General features: G+C 70.7%; 17 protein-coding genes. 11 read left to right on the forward strand and 6 right to left on the reverse strand.

The features are described from left to right. Positions 1-245: 245 nt before the first annotated feature. Positions 246-473: a winged helix-turn-helix domain-containing protein gene (locus Vqi01_RS07960; protein ID WP_204033963.1), complete on the reverse strand. Its 228-nt coding sequence runs from the start codon at positions 471-473 to the stop codon at positions 246-248. Between the two features lie 349 nt (positions 474-822). On the opposite strand from Vqi01_RS07960, the gene Vqi01_RS07965 reads away from it, so the two are divergent. Together Vqi01_RS07965 and Vqi01_RS07970 are read left to right on the forward strand one after the other, a co-directional pair. After that, complete coding sequence (locus Vqi01_RS07965; protein ID WP_204034121.1) at positions 823-1,125, forward strand: DivIVA domain-containing protein; 303 nt, start codon at positions 823-825, stop codon at positions 1,123-1,125. Further along, complete coding sequence (locus Vqi01_RS07970) at positions 1,122-1,406, forward strand: hypothetical protein (protein ID WP_204033964.1); 285 nt, start codon at positions 1,122-1,124, stop codon at positions 1,404-1,406. The genes Vqi01_RS07965 and Vqi01_RS07970 overlap by 4 nt, the downstream gene beginning before the upstream one ends. A gap of 14 nt (positions 1,407-1,420) precedes the next feature. Here the strand turns inward: Vqi01_RS07970 and Vqi01_RS07975 are convergent, their stop codons facing one another. Continuing rightward, positions 1,421-1,897: an SRPBCC family protein gene (locus tag Vqi01_RS07975; RefSeq protein WP_204033965.1), complete on the reverse strand. Its 477-nt coding sequence runs from the start codon at positions 1,895-1,897 to the stop codon at positions 1,421-1,423. A gap of 16 nt (positions 1,898-1,913) precedes the next feature. Between Vqi01_RS07975 and Vqi01_RS07980 the strand changes: the two genes are divergently transcribed. Further along, positions 1,914-2,243: an ArsR/SmtB family transcription factor gene (locus Vqi01_RS07980; RefSeq protein WP_204033966.1), complete on the forward strand. Its 330-nt coding sequence runs from the start codon at positions 1,914-1,916 to the stop codon at positions 2,241-2,243. Positions 2,244-2,249: 6 nt separating this feature from the next. On the opposite strand, the gene Vqi01_RS07985 is transcribed toward Vqi01_RS07980, so the two are convergent. Beyond that, positions 2,250-2,999: a TIGR03089 family protein gene (locus Vqi01_RS07985; protein ID WP_204033967.1), complete on the reverse strand. Its 750-nt coding sequence runs from the start codon at positions 2,997-2,999 to the stop codon at positions 2,250-2,252. A gap of 49 nt (positions 3,000-3,048) precedes the next feature. On the opposite strand from Vqi01_RS07985, the gene Vqi01_RS07990 reads away from it, so the two are divergent. Continuing rightward, complete coding sequence (locus Vqi01_RS07990; RefSeq protein ID WP_204033968.1) at positions 3,049-3,960, forward strand: aminoglycoside phosphotransferase family protein; 912 nt, start codon at positions 3,049-3,051, stop codon at positions 3,958-3,960. A 39-nt stretch (positions 3,961-3,999) separates the two neighbouring features. Here Vqi01_RS07990 and Vqi01_RS07995 read toward each other — a convergent pair whose 3' ends face one another. The 3 genes from Vqi01_RS07995 to ligD (Vqi01_RS08005) form a co-directional block, all read right to left on the reverse strand. After that, a complete protein-coding gene (locus Vqi01_RS07995) occupies positions 4,000-4,830 on the reverse strand; it encodes a S1 family peptidase (protein WP_204033969.1) in 831 nt (276 codons plus the stop codon). 152 nt (positions 4,831-4,982) lie between these two features. After that, positions 4,983-5,894: a non-homologous end-joining DNA ligase gene (gene ligD / locus Vqi01_RS08000; RefSeq protein WP_204033970.1), complete on the reverse strand. Its 912-nt coding sequence runs from the start codon at positions 5,892-5,894 to the stop codon at positions 4,983-4,985. Then, positions 5,884-6,825: a non-homologous end-joining DNA ligase gene (ligD, locus tag Vqi01_RS08005; RefSeq protein WP_204033971.1), complete on the reverse strand. Its 942-nt coding sequence runs from the start codon at positions 6,823-6,825 to the stop codon at positions 5,884-5,886. The genes ligD (Vqi01_RS08000) and ligD (Vqi01_RS08005) overlap by 11 nt, the downstream gene beginning before the upstream one ends. 85 nt (positions 6,826-6,910) lie before the next feature. On the opposite strand from ligD (Vqi01_RS08005), the gene ku reads away from it, so the two are divergent. The 7 genes from ku (at position 6,911) to Vqi01_RS08040 (ending at position 14,184) form a co-directional block, all read left to right on the forward strand. After that, positions 6,911-7,933 carry a non-homologous end joining protein Ku gene (gene ku, locus Vqi01_RS08010; RefSeq protein ID WP_204033973.1) on the forward strand — a complete coding sequence of 341 codons (1,023 nt, stop codon included), beginning with the start codon at positions 6,911-6,913 and terminating at the stop codon, positions 7,931-7,933. A 554-nt stretch (positions 7,934-8,487) separates the two neighbouring features. Next, positions 8,488-9,912 carry a M1 family metallopeptidase gene (locus tag Vqi01_RS08015; RefSeq protein WP_204033974.1) on the forward strand — a complete coding sequence of 475 codons (1,425 nt, stop codon included), beginning with the start codon at positions 8,488-8,490 and terminating at the stop codon, positions 9,910-9,912. Positions 9,913-10,114: 202 nt separating this feature from the next. Further along, the gene (locus Vqi01_RS08020) at positions 10,115-10,756 is read left to right on the forward strand and encodes an FKBP-type peptidyl-prolyl cis-trans isomerase (protein ID WP_204033975.1); all 642 of its coding nucleotides are present in this window, start codon (positions 10,115-10,117) and stop codon (positions 10,754-10,756) included. Positions 10,757-10,804: 48 nt separating this feature from the next. Continuing rightward, positions 10,805-11,632: an SCO6745 family protein gene (locus tag Vqi01_RS08025; RefSeq protein WP_204034122.1), complete on the forward strand. Its 828-nt coding sequence runs from the start codon at positions 10,805-10,807 to the stop codon at positions 11,630-11,632. Between the two features lie 78 nt (positions 11,633-11,710). After that, entirely contained in the window at positions 11,711-12,367 is a 657-nt protein-coding gene (locus Vqi01_RS08030; RefSeq protein ID WP_204033976.1) for an HAD family hydrolase, read from the forward strand. A gap of 72 nt (positions 12,368-12,439) precedes the next feature. Further along, complete coding sequence (locus Vqi01_RS08035; protein ID WP_204033978.1) at positions 12,440-13,450, forward strand: NADPH:quinone reductase; 1,011 nt, start codon at positions 12,440-12,442, stop codon at positions 13,448-13,450. Positions 13,451-13,692: 242 nt separating this feature from the next. Continuing rightward, entirely contained in the window at positions 13,693-14,184 is a 492-nt protein-coding gene (locus tag Vqi01_RS08040; RefSeq protein ID WP_189042282.1) for an NUDIX domain-containing protein, read from the forward strand. The last annotated feature ends 26 nt before the right edge of the window (positions 14,185-14,210 follow it).

Below are 14,210 nucleotides of genomic sequence, written 5' to 3' on the forward strand. Positions count from 1 at the left end.
GTAATCGAACCGCAACCCTGCGGCTGCCACCACACCCCGTCAATGCTGTCGTTCTGATGCGGCCCGCTCGGGCCCCTGCTTTCGCGCCAGCCGCTGGGCGTTCGGCGTGGTCCGGTCCTGGTGCAATGCAAGGGCTAGGCCGGGCGCCCTGGCAGCGGCGGATGCGGCCCGTCAAGCGCCGCCTTGAAGACCCGTCCAGAAACTCTGGACCACATCGCCGGCAGCAGCGGGATCAGTTGAGAAGATCAGCGCCGGTTCGACTCAGCGACGAAGACGCCTCGTCCTGGGCGGCCGACCAGCACACCCTGCTGCCGCAGCCTCGCCACCGCGCGATGGATCGTCGACACCGACACGTCGTAGTGGTCGGACAGCTCCTGGGTGGACGGAATCTGTGACCCGGGCTGGAACTCGCCCACCTCGATCCGCCTCAGCAGATCCTTGATCAACTCGTCCATGGTTGGCGGAATCGGCACGTGAAGGCCCCTTGCAGTCGGTTGGCCCTCCCAGTATCGAGCACCAGGTGAGAGAGGAGCAATGACTAGCAGAGAAGCAGCAGGCAGGAGGCCGGCCAGATTCGAGAGGTAAGAGAGCGTTGACAGAGGTGATAGGTATCGGTAGCGTCACTCATGGTGATGCGGTGCTGATGCGGTCGGTTGGCGCCTCTCGTACCGGTCTCGCATCGCCGTCGAGACCTCACCTCCGCGCTTCCCCGGCGCGGCTCTGTCGTCGTACCGCCAATTGAGGCTGCGGCGACCGGGCGCGGGCGGTCTCCGCCGACCCCCTCGGCGGAGGCCGCCCCTCCACCGTCACCTCCCACGAATGGTGGTCAGCGTGCGTAACCTGATCCGCCGGCTGCTGCGCCGGTCTGCGACAAGCCCCGAACCAGCGGTACCGCCGCCGTCGGGCCCGTTTCCGCTGCGGCCCGCGCAGATCCGCGAGCGGTGCTTCAACGTTCGGTGGCATGGCCTGGACCCGGCCGAGATCCGCACCTTCCTGCACCGGGTGGCCGACGAACTGGCCACCGCGCAGGCCGCCGTGGCTGCGGTGCAGGAGGAGAACGTACGGATCAAGGATGCGCTGCGTGCCTGGCAGAGCGCCCAGTCGGCGAGGTACCGGTACCGATGACCGAGCGTTGGGTGATCCATCTGCCGGTCAGCGCGCCCGATCTGATGCGGGCCCGGATCTTCGCGCGGACCGCCGCACGGGTGCTGGCCCGGCTGAACGCACGGGTCGAGCCGGGCGGGGTGACGGTCTCGACCGAGGACCAGCAGTGCGTACGCCATTGGGTGTTCTGCGACCGGCGGCTGCCCGGCGGCGGGCGGTGTGCGCTGCCGGTCGACCACACCGCGCCCTCCTCACGACGCGTGCCGGGGCTCGACCGACCTCGAGTGCCCGGGATCGGGTGACTGTCAGGACGGGCTCACTTGTAGAAGCCTTCGCGCAGGTTGATGCCGTGCTCCAGCCAGATTTTGCAGGCGGCGAGCATGCCCGTCCACCCCGCGCAGTTGCCGAACGCGGCCCGAGCGCCCTCGGGGGTCGGCTGCCAGGACGTTTCGGTGATGGTGACCAGGGTCCGGGTGTCGTCGTCGATCGACTCGAACTCGAAGACGACCCGAGTGTTGCCGCTGTCGCTCGTGGTCGCCTCGCTGTCCCACTCGATGACGATCCGGCGCGGCGGGTCGGCCTCGGCCACCGTGACCGGGAAGGCGCCCGGGAAGTCGTGGAAATCCCAGACGACCTGCTTCCCCGGTTCCAGCCTCCCCCGCGCTCCGCCCGTCGTGAAGTACCGCGAGAGCTGCGCCGGGTCGGCGACGGCCTCGTACACCTCGGCGCGCGGACGCGCGATGTGCCCGGAGACGGTGAAGGAAAGTTCCGTGAGTGTGCCATCCGTAGTCATGTTGTATTTTTACAACATGACTGGCTCGGGCGACAAGGACACGGACGACGACGATCTGGTGTTCAAGGCGCTCGCCTCGCCGACACGTCGACGGATGCTCGACGCGCTCAAGGCGTCCCCGCAGACGACGGGCTCGCTCTGCGCTCTACTGCCCGAACTGGACCGCACCACCGTGCTGCAACACCTGCGGGTGCTGAAACGCGCCGGGTTGGTGACCGGGCGCAAGGTGGGCCGGGAACGCCACCTGTCGCTCGCCCCGCTGCCGATCAAACGCATCCACGACCGCTGGATCAGCGGCTACATGCGGGCCGCCGTCGACCTGCTCGAACAGCTCGACGCCGAGTGAGGCCCGTCAGAGCACCCGGGTTACGCCCTCCGCGACGATCAGGGCGTCCCTGCGGGACGGGTCGAGGTTGGCGCAGAGCACGACCGACGCACCGGCCGACAGCGGGGCGAGCAGCCACTTCAGCGGCTGGTCGTGCTCGGCGGCGTCGACCAGCAGCCGGTCACCGACGCGCAGGTCGAGCTGGTCGGCCACCTCCCTGGCCACCGCACCCCACTGTGCGTAGCTGGTGCCGTCCGGGCTGGCCGAATCGGACGCGTGCAGCACAGGGCGATCCGCCGGGGCACCGTCGTGTCGCAGCACTTCCACCGACCAGTCGAGCCACCCGCCGGGCACCTCGGCCAGCGGCTCCGGGCCGGTGCCGACGAGGTAGCGGTGCACCCCCTCGGGTACGTCCTCCAGCCAGTCGTCGAGCCGTTCCGGCGTGGCGAAGACCGCATCGTACGGTCGCTCTCCGCCGGGCTCGAGCACCGGCAGCCCGGCGGTGGCGCGCGGCCGGAACGACACCGCCATCCCCACCGCCCAGGCCCCCAACAACACCGCAGCGGTACGCCAGTGCGGCGGCAGCAGCACCGCCACGCGGCTGCCCGGGGCCAGCCCGCACCCGTCGCGCAGCAGCCCGGCGGCCCGCGCCGACCAGCGGCCCAGTTCGGCGGGGGTCAGGTCGCGCCGCTCACCAGTCCGGTGGTCGAGGTGGGTCAGCAGCGGCCGGTCCTGCTCGGCGAGGCCAGCGGCAGACAACACGGGAACGGGCTCCATCCGTCGATAATGCCTTGCCGGAGTGCCGTGGCGAAATGAGGATCGCGGCATGTCTCCGCCTCCTCCCGACGGTCGCGCCGGGATCGACGCCGCGCTGGTGCGACGCCTGATCGCGGCCCAGTTTCCGCACTGGGCCGACCTTCCGGTGACCCCGGTCGAAGTCGACGGCCACGACAACCGGACGTACCGCCTGGGCGAGGAGTTGACCGTACGACTGCCCACCGCGGCCGGCTACGTCCCCGCCGTGGCCAAGGAGCACGTGTGGCTGCCCCGGCTCGCGCCGCAGCTACCGGTCGCCGTCCCACCGATCCTCGGGATGGGCGTCCCCGGCGAGGGGTACCCGTTCCCGTGGTCGGTACGCGGCTGGCTGCCCGGTACGACGGCCGACCGGGGGCGCATCGACGACCTGCCCCGGTTCGCCGTCGCGGTGGCCGAGTTCCTCCGCGCCCTGCAGGGCTGCGATTCCACCGGCGGTCCGGCCGCCGGGGAGCACAGTTTCCACCGAGGCGCTTCACCGGCGTACTACGACGAACAGACCCGGCGCCACCTGGCCGTCCTGATCGATCACATCGACGTGGACCGGGCCGCCGCCGTGTGGGAGGCCGCCCTGGCCGCTGAGTGGCGCGGGCAACCGGTGTGGTTCCACGGCGACATCGCCGTGGGCAACCTGCTGGTCGCGGAGCGTGGGAAACTGAGTGCGGTCATCGACTTTGGCACGTCCGGCGTCGGCGATCCGGCCTGTGATCTGGTGATTTCCTGGACGATGTTCTCCGGCACCAGCCGGCACGCCTTTCGGGAGACGGTCGAGCAGGACGAGGGCACCTGGGCACGGGCCCGTGGCTGGGCACTGTGGAAGGCGCTGCTGCTTCTGCGGCAGAACCTCGACACCCGGCCGGAACTGGCCACCGCCAACCAGCGCGTGGTCGCCGAGGTCCTCGACGACCACGATCGCCTCGGCTAGGTCGTGGAGCCGCCGCGTGTCACGCTCCGGAACCGCGTGTCACGCTCCGGATCCGCGTGTCACGCTGCGGATCCAGGACCGGTGGAAGGTCAGGTCGGTGTAGATCATCTGCACCCCGCAGTACGTGCCGCTCTGCCAGTCCACCCCGACCCGGCTGGTGCCGGCCACCACCGACCAGGTTCGGCCGATCCGGTACAGCCCCGGCCCTCCGCTGTCACCGAAACACGCTCCGCCGGGGGCCCCACCGATGCAGATCTCGTCAGCGGTGATGCCCCCGCCGGCGCACTCCTCGGGCGGTAGCACCCAGCGGTCCAGTTGCTGCAACGTGGCGGGCATCGGGCCGGCGAACACCGGCTCGGTGGACCCCCAGCCGATCTCCCGCACGGTGGATCCGATCGCGGGCGACCGGCCGAGGATCGGGTAGCGCGGCAGCCACACCGGGGCGGCCAGGCGGAGCACGCCGACGTCCGCCCCGAGGCCGTCGTCCGCGTGCCAGTCCCACGCCGGGTGCGGCACGACCTTGGTGACCGCCACGATCCGCCCTCCGGCCGCGTGCTGGGCCGAGCCGGCACGGATCCGCAGCGTTGCGGGATCGAGCGGCTCCGCATCCCAGTCCGTGATGCAGTGCGCGGCGGTGACGACGTATCGCGGGTGAACGAGCACCGCCGCGCAGTGGTGGCCGAAGGTGCCGTCCCGGTCGAGCTGGAGCGAGGTGATCGGCGGGTAGGGCTGCGTCGCGTCCTCTCCCCCGATGATCAGTGGGACCACCGCGTCCGGCTCACTCGCATTCGCTGGCGGCGCGGCCCCGAGCGCCAGGCTGAGAAACACTCCGATCGCGCCGGCAGTCAGCCGACGTGTCCTTTCACCCATCGATACTCCCCCGCCTCGCAACATCGGCAACTGTCGTCGGGGAGTTTAGCGGCGCCTGCTGTCCAGCGTGGACCCGTGAATCGGTGCCGGTAGTTAAGAAGGGGCCCCTCCTCTACCGCAGGCGTTAATAGGGGGCCCTTCCTTGCACCTTCCTACCTTGGGAGCGGGGGGCCGCCGTGGAGGAGGGGGGTGAGGAGGTCGCCGTGCTCGTCGATGCGGTCGAGCACCTCGGCGGCGGTGTACGGGCGCGCCGACGGCCGTTTGCCCGCCGCACCGGCGGAAACCTCCTCCCAGGTCAGCGGGGTGGAAACCGACGGCACGGCCTGGGCGCGCAGCGAGTACGGCGCGACCGTGGTCTTCGCCGCGTTGTTCTGGCTCCAGTCGATGAAGATTTTGCCGGGGCGCAGCTTCTTCGCCATTTTCGACACGATCAGCTTGGGGTGTTCGCGTTCCAACTCCTGGGCGATCCGCCGTGCGTACGCTGACACGTCGTCGGCGGACTGGGTCGCGGCGATCGGGCAGCAGAGCTGCATGCCCTTCTTGCCGGAGGTCTTCGGGTACGCGTCGACGCCGTCGGCGGCGAGCCGGTCGCGCATCAGGATCGCCACCGTGCAGCACTCCTGCAGCCCGGCCGGGTCACCCGGATCCAGGTCCACCACCATCAGGTCCGGGTGTTCGCCGATCTTCCACTGCGGCGTGTGCAGTTCCAGCGCGGCGAGGTTGGCCAGCCAGACCAGGGTGGGCAGGTCGTCGGCGACCACGTAGTCGATGGTCTCCCGCCCCTTACTCGACCCGGGGGCGGGCAGCGTCTCGGTGCGCACCCAGCCGGGGGTGGCGGCGGGGGCGTTCTTCTCGAAGAACGAGTTGCTCTCCACCCCGTTCGGGTAGCGGATCCGGGTCAGCGCCCGATCGGCCAGGTGGGGCAGCAGCACCGGGGCGACCCGGGTGTAGTAGTCGATCACCTCACCCTTGGTGAAGCCGGCCGCCGGATAGAGCACTTTGTCCAGATTGGACAAGCTCAGCGTACGGCCCTGGACCTCGACGCGGAGCCGGTCAGCTGGCATCTTCGACCTCCTCGGCCGGTTTGTCCGGCCGCAGCCGCAGAATCCGGGGAAACCGCAGCCGCCCGTCCGGTGTGCGCTGGCCGTACTTGACCTCCACCACCACCAGCGGAGTCACCCAGATCGCACCCCGGGCGTCCTCTCGGGGCACGTCGCCGGCGAACGGCGACCCGGTGGTGCGCAGCGGCTCCAGTTCGCGCAGCAACTCCCGTTCCAGGGCGGCGCCGATCCCGCCGCCGACCCGACCCCGGTAGATCAACCGCCCGCCGGCACCGGGCACCCCGACCAGCAGACCGCCGATCCGCCGCGCGCCAGGTCGCCAGCCGCCGACCACGAAGTCGCCGGTCACCTCCAGCTTGACCTTGAGCCAGTCGGGCGAGCGAACCCCGGGCCGGTAGGCCGAGCCGAGCCGCTTGGCCATCACCCCCTCCAGGCCGTGCTCGCCCGCTGCCGCGTAGGTGGCCGGGCCGTCGGTGAAGGCCGGCGGGACGGCCCACCGCGCCGCGCCCAGCCCCAGCTCGTCGAGGGCCTCGCGGCGCCGGGCGTACGGCCACCCGGTGAGGTCCGCGCCGCCCAGCCGGATCAGGTCGAAGATCATGTACGTGACGGGGATGGTTGCCGCCAGCCGGGCCGCCTTCGCCGGGTTGCGCACGTGCATCCGCTCGGCCAGGGCGGTGAACGAGGGCCGCCCGGCCTGGTCGAAGAGCACCACCTCCCCGTCGAGCAGTGCGTCGTCCACCTGCTCGGCGAGCGGGATCAGTTCGGGGTACGCGGTGGTGATTTCCACGCCGGAGCGGGCGTAGAGGCGTTGCCGCCCGGCGGCGATGTCGGCGAGCGCGCGTACGCCGTCCCACTTGAATTCGTACGCCCAGCCCGCGCCGGCCGGGAGTTGCCCGGTCATCGCGAGCATCGGCTTGAGCGGCGCGCCGGACACGTTCCGACTGTAGTACCAGGCCGAACGCCTCGCGCCCGGTTCCATCTGGTGCGAGCATGGTCGATACCGGGGAAGGGGGCGCAGGATGCGGGCCATCTGGAAGGGAGCCGTGTCGTTCGGGCTGGTCTCGATCGGGGTCAAGCTCTACTCGGCGACTGAGGAAAAGGACATCCGGTTCCACCAGGTGCATCGGGAGGATGGCGGGCGGATCCGGTACAAGCGCGTCTGCCAGGTTTGCGGCGAGGAGGTCAGCTACGACGACATCGCCAAGGGCTACGACATCGGCGGCGGCGAGATGGTGATCCTCACCGACGAGGACTTCGCGGACCTGCCGCTGAGCACCTCCCGCGCGATCGACGTCCTGGAGTTTGTCCCGGCCGAGCAGGTCGATCCGATCCTGTACAACAAGGCGTACTTCCTGGAGCCCGAGGGGACAGCGACCAAGCCGTACCTGCTGTTGCGGGACGCACTGACCGATTCCGAGCGGGTGGCGATCGTCAAGGTGGCGCTGCGCCAGCGGGAACAGCTGGCCACCCTGCGGGTCCGCGACGGCGTGCTGCTGCTGAACACCATGCTCTGGCCCGACGAGATCCGAAAGCCCGACTTCGGCTTTCTCGGCGAGGACCTGAAACTCCGGCCGCCGGAGTTGGCCATGGCCACCTCGCTGATCGACTCGATGGCCGCCGAGTTCCATCCGGACGAGTTCACCGACGACTACCGGGCGGCGTTGCAGGAGGTCATCGACGCGAAGGTGGAGGGCCGCGAGGTGGTCCAGCCGGAGGAGGTGGAGGAGGCGCCGGCCGCCGCCGTCGACCTGATGGCCGCGCTCAAGGCGTCCGTCGAACGGGCCCGCGCGGCTCGCGGCGAGGCGGGTGCGGCGACCGGTGGTGGTGCCGGTGAGCCGACCCCGATCACGTCCGCGCGCTCCGCGCAGAAGAAGGCGGCCAAGGCCCCGGCGAAGAAGGCCGCCGCCAAGGCGCCCACCCGTAAGCGGGCCGAGGGTGCCAAGAAGACCGAGGGCGCGAAGAAGGCGGAGAAGAAGGCGGAGAAGAAGGCCACCGCCAAGAAGGCCGCTCCGAAGAAGGCCGCCCCCCGCAAGACCGCCTGACCGCACTCGCGTCAAGATCCGGTTGCGGCGGATGGTGGCACCTCACCCGTCCGCGATCCGCCACAACCTGCGGACTCGGATCCGATCCTCTGGTACCCCGCCCAAGCTTGGGCGCCCGCCCGCCCGCCTCGCTGGCGGGCGCCTCCTGTCGGGAGTGGAACGCCCGGCAGAAGGCCGAGCCCTACCGCCGTACGCCGGCCCTGTCGAGCTGAGAGCGCCAACGGATCGCGGCCTCGGCCGGACAGCGACCAGCGGCCCGCACCTGATGGCGTCAACGGTTCAGCTCGACAGGGGGCAAGGCGACGACCCGGGCGGGCGCTACCGCGGACAGCACACGCAGACCCAAAGGGCCCGCACCTGACGGCATCAACGATTCAGCTCGACAGGGACAGCGCGAGCGCGTCCGGGGACGACGCTTGTCGCAACCGATCGTGCGGGCAGCCGCGGCGCGAACCTGCCCGTCGCCCGGCGGTCATGAACCGAACACGTCAGGTCATTGACCGGGGATCTTGTGAATTTTACGCTGCGCGGCATCCCCCACGGAGAGGATTCTCATGACGATCCCCCGACTGCGTGGTGCCGCGCTGGCCACCGCCATCCTGTTGGCCGCCGGCTCACTGGTGGTGCCGAGCCCGGCCGGTGCCGCACCCGGTAACCCCGGCGCTCCCCGCTTCTCACCCGGTGCACCGAGCGTCGGCGACCCGTACTTCCCTGATCAGGGCAACGGCGGGTACGACGTACAGCACTACGATCTTGACTTCTCGTACGATCCGGAGACCCGGTTCATGGACGCCACCGCGACGATCACCGCGCGGGCGACCCAGGATCTTGATCAGTTCAACCTGGACTTCCGGGGTCCGGCGGTCTCCTCGGTGACGGTGAACGGGAAGAAGAACGGCTTCACCCGCGACGGCCAGGAACTAGTCATCACCCCCCGACCGAAGCCGAAGACCGGGCAGACGTTCACGGTGGTGGTGAAGTACGCCGGCGTACCCGGACCCGTGACCGACCCGGACGGGTCGATCGAGGGCTGGATCCCGACCGACGACGGCGCCTTCGTCGTCGGCGAGCCGCAGGGCACGCCCGCCTGGCTGCCGAGCAACGACACCCCGACCGACAAGGCCACTTTCCGGTTCACCGCACGGGTGCCGGAGGGGCTCACCGCCGTCGGCAACGGCCAACTCCGCTCCCAACGGACCCGCAACGGCTGGACCACGTACGTCTGGGACAACACCGAGCCGATGGCGACCTACCTGGCGACGGTCACGATCGGCCGGTTCCAGGTCACCGAGTCGGTCACGCCCAGCGGCGTCCCGTCGTACGTGGCGATCGATCCGCGCCTGGTCGCCGGCTCGGCCAACGCGGTGTCCCAGATCCCGCGGATGATGGAGTTCTTCACCGAGCTGTTCGGGCCGTACCCGTTCGCCTCCACCGGGGCGATCGTCGACTACGCCCCGCAGGTGGGCTATGCCCTGGAGACCCAGACGAAGCCGATTTTCTCCAACACGGCGAGCGCCGGCACCATGGCCCACGAGATCGCCCACCAGTGGTACGGCAACAGCGTCTCGCCGGAGAGTTGGAAGGACATCTGGCTCAACGAGGGCTTCGCCACGTACGGCCAGTGGATGTACACCGAGTACAACGGCGGGGCGACGGTCGAGCAGACGTTCAACAGCAGCAGCAACTACGGGCGGGCGGCCTCGTCGCCGTTCTGGCAGATCCTCCTCGCCGATCCCGGGCCGATGGACATGTTCAGCAGTGCCCCGTACAACCGGGGTGCGATGGCCTTGCACGCGCTGCGCGGCAAGGTCGGTGACGACGCCTTCTTCCGCATCCTGCGGCAGTGGGCGGAGCTCCACCGGCACAGCCACGCCGCCACGTCCGACTTCATCGCGCTGGCCGAGCGGGAGTCCGGGAAGGATCTGACCGCCTTCTTCGAGGTGTGGTTGTTCCAGAGGGGCAAGCCGACCTCTTGGTGATCCGCCCTGTCTGCGCTCACGCGGCGTCGGCAAGCGGTGCGGGGCCGGGAATCGTTTCCGACCCCGCACTCCTGTCCCAGCCGGCTCAGGAATCCCACGGGCCACGATCAATCGTCGGAGGTACGCGCGACACCAGGTACCGTGTGTCGGCGACGGCGTCCGTGGCCCGGACGCATCCATCTCTCATCAGGGAGTCGAGGACGTGAGCGAGCACGCGGGCGGGCAGGAGAGCAAGGCACGGCGGCGACTGGCCGAACAGTTGGCCGAGCAGAAGGCGGCCGAGGCCAAGCGCCGCCGGCAGGCCTGGGCCGGCGCCCTCGCCGCGGTCGCCGTGGCCGGGGTGCTGATCACCGTGTTCGTGATCATCGGGCAGCGCGGTGGCGACGACTCGCCCGAACAGGCAGCCGGCACTGCCTCCGCCTCGCCGACCGATCTTGCCGACCCGGCGGCGCCTCCCGCCCCGCAACTGCCGGAGGGCGCCGACCCGGCCCTGGGCAGCAAGCCGACCGTCGCCGCCGGTGAGGGCAAGTTGACCGAGCTCACCGTCACCTCGCTGATCGAGGGCACCGGGCCGAAGGTCGCGGCGGGCCAGACGATCACCGCCAACTACGTGGGCGTGTTCTACGAGAGCGGTGAGGAGTTCGACTCCTCGTGGGAGCGGGGCGAGCCGTTGGCCCTTCCGATCGGCGCCGGGCGGGTCATTGAGGGTTGGGACAAGGGCCTGGTCGGGGTGACCGTGGGCAGCCGGGTGCAACTCGACATCCCGGCCGAGCAGGCATACCCGGACGGCAACGGCCCGGAGGGCCCGTTGCGCTTCGTGGTGGACATTCTCGCCGCGCAGTAGGGGGCACGGGTGACGGCGCTGGACAGCCCGGGGCAGGTCGCCCGGTTGATGTGGACCTGCTACGAGCCGGTGCACGCGGTCACCTACTTCCACCCGCGGGCCCGGGCCGCGTACGAGGCGGCCGGGCTGCGCGGCTTCTGGCGGGGCTACTTCGCCGGCCGGGCCGCGCCGCTCGGGCCGGTCGGTCCCGCACCGGTGATCGCCGCCTTCTTCACCTTCGCCCCGCACGTGGTGGCCCGGGCCCTGCCCGCGGTGTGGCAGCTGGCCACCCCCGAGGAGGCGCTGCGGGCCCGGCTCACCGGGGCAGTGCAGGCGCTGGCCGAGTTGACGTACGAACTGCCCGAGCGACACCTGACGGAGAGCGCCGAGTTGCTTGAGACCGCCGCCGCGGCGGTCGGAACGGCCCCCGGCCGGGTGCTCGGCGCGGCCAACGCCGCCCTGCCGCGCGGTGAGTATCCGCTGGCCCGGCTCTGGCAGGCCGCGACCACGCTGCGCGAGCATCGGGGCGACGGGCACGTCGCGGCGCTGGTCGCTGCCGACCTCGACCCGGCGGAGACGTTGGCCTGGCGGGTCGCCACCGGCATGCCGCCGGAGCCCCTACTCCGTCGGGGCTGGTCCGAGCAGGAATGGACGCAGGCCCGCGACCGGCTGGCCGCCCGAGGCTGGCTCACCACTGACGGCGAGCCCACCGAACACGGCCGGGCCGGCTTCCAAGCCGTCGAGGACGCCACCGACGCCGCTGCCGCCCGCCCCTGGCAAGCCCTCGACCCCGCCGCCCTGGACCGCCTCCGTACCCTCCTCGCCCCCCTCGCCGACGCCGCTCACCGGGTCATCCCCTCCGACAACCCGATCGGCCTCCCCGGCCCCAGAAGTTAAAAGGGGGCCCTTCCTCTACACCAGGCGTTAAAAGGGGGCCCTTCCTTACTCCTGGGGCGGGGAAGGGAGGATGGGAGAGTGACGGTGGATGCGGTGGTGTTCGACCTTGACGGCGTGATCGTGGATTCGGAGCCGGTCTGGGAGGAGGTCCGCCGGGCGTACGTGGCCGAGCACGGGGGCACCTGGCAGGACGACACCCAGCGCCGGCTGATGGGGATGAGCACCGGTGAGTGGGCCCGGTACCTCAGCGGTGAACTGGGCGTACGACGTACCGCCGAGCAGGTCGCCGCCGAGGTGGTCGAGGAGATGGCCCAGCGGTACGCCGCCCGCGTACCGCTGATCGACGGGGCCGACCAGGTGGTGCGCCGGCTGGCCGCGCGGTGGCCGCTGGGGTTGGCCAGTTCCTCGCCGACCCGACTGATCGCGGCGGCGCTGGCCGCCACTGACCTGACCGACTCCTTTCGGACCACACTGTCGACGGAGCAGACCGAGCGCGGCAAACCGGCACCGGACGTCTACCTGACCGTGGCGCGGCAGCTCGGCGTCGACCCGGCGCGCTGCGTGGCGGTGGAGGACTCCTCCAACGGGGTACGCTCCGCCGCCGCGGCGGGGATGATCGTGGTGGTGGTGCCGCACGGCTCGTACCCGCTCGATCCGGACGCGCAGCGGCTGGCGGCGGCGGTGCTGGGCTCCATCGACGAGCTGACCCCGGAGGTCGTGGCCGGGCTCGGCTGAACCTCTGCCGGCCGGCCCCCGGCCCGCCTACGGTCGGTGATGGATCAGTGGCGGGAAGCGGGAGGAAACGGCATGAAGGCGATCGTGTACGAGCACACGGGCGACCCTTCGGTGCTCCAACTGGTCGACCGGCCGGTGCCGGAACCCGGTCGGGGCGAGGTGCTGGTGCGCATCGCGTACTCCGGGGTCAACCCGTCGGACTGGAAGGCCCGCCGGCAGTGGCCGCTGCCGGACGGCTGGCGGATTCCCGGCCAGGACGGCGCCGGGGTCATCGAGACGGTCGGCGAGGGCGTCGACCAAGACCTGGTCGGCGAGCGGGTGTGGCTCTGGGAGGCGGCCTGGCAGCGGCCCTGGGGCACCGCCGCCGAGTACACCGTGGTGCCGGTTCGCCAGGCGGTACGCCTCGGTGACGCCTCCTTCGAGCTGGGCGCCTGCCTGGGCATCCCGTTCCTGACCGCGCACCGCTGCCTGACCGCCGGGGAGTACCTGCCGGAGAGCCTGCGTCCGGGCGCGTTGAGTGACCATGCGGTGCTGGTGCAGGGCGGGGCGGGCGCGGTGGGCAACGCGGCGATCCAACTCGCGGCGTGGGCCGACGCGTGCGTGATCGCCACGGTGAGCAGTGCGGAGAAGGCGCAGCTGGCGGCAGCGGCCGGCGCCTCGATGGTGATCAACTATCGGGAACAGGACGTGGTCGAGGAGGTCCGCAAAGTCGCGCCCGACGGGGTGCACGCGATCGTGGAGGTCTCCGCCGCGCGCAACGCCGCCACCGATGTGCAACTGCTGCACCCCGGCGGGGTGGTCTGCGTCTACGCCGACGACGGCGGCGACGAGGTGACGCTGCCGATCCGGCCGTTGATGGCGCCGAACGCCCGTTGGCAGTTCGTGCTGGTGTACACCCTGCCGAAGGCGGCCAAGGCGCAGGCGGTGGTGGACGTCGCGGCGGCTGCCGCGCAGGGCGGCATTCGGGTGGGCGAGGAGAACGGCCTGCCGCTGCACCGGTACCCGCTGTCGGCCACGGCCGCCGCGCATCAGGCGGTAGAGGACTCCGTGGTGGGAAAGGTGCTGGTCAGCGCCAGTGAGTAGCGGGCAGATTTACCCATCACCGGGACACAACCGAACAAGTTTCGCGATACTGACGGTGCGGGTCGCCCCGCAGAGAAACGGGCGGCCCCGGCGCGGTGCGAACGCCGGGGCCGCCCACCGGGAGAGAGGTCTGTGCGAGGCCGCTGTCCCTAACGGCGATGATGCGCCGTAAAGCGTTACGCCGGGGCGTTTTTCGCAGATCCGGGCCGCCGCACCCGGGCCGCCATCGTAGATTTGTCCGGGTGAGCATCTCCTGGGCTGATTCGTACGTCGGGCAACTGCGCGCGCTGGCCGGTGACCGGACGTTGATGTTCGTCGGCGCCCGTGCCGTGGTCCGCGACAACGCGGCCCGGATCCTGCTGATCCGTCGCTCTGACAACGGACAGTGGGCGATGCCCGCCGGAGCCATGGAACTCGGCGAGTCGATCGCCGACTGCGCCGTGCGGGAGGTACGCGAGGAGACCGGTCTACGCGCCCTGCGGGTCAGCGCCTTCGCGCTCTACACCGGACCGGACCGCACCCACACCAACATGTACGGCCACACATACCAGATCTTCACCGCCGCGTTCCGGGTCGAGGAGTGGGACGGTCAGCTGGCCCGGGTCACCGACGAGACCACGGACGCCGGCTTCTTCCACCGCGGGGCCATGCCGCACCCGCTCTCCGCCAGCGTCCTGGAGACCCTCGCCGACCTGGACGTCTTCGAGCAGACCAACCGCCTGATCCTGAAGTAGTTCTTGCAAGGAAGGGCCCCTTATTA

It is taken from the genome of Micromonospora qiuiae (genome assembly GCF_016863555.1).
GTDB classification, from domain to species: domain Bacteria; phylum Actinomycetota; class Actinomycetes; order Mycobacteriales; family Micromonosporaceae; genus Micromonospora; species Micromonospora qiuiae.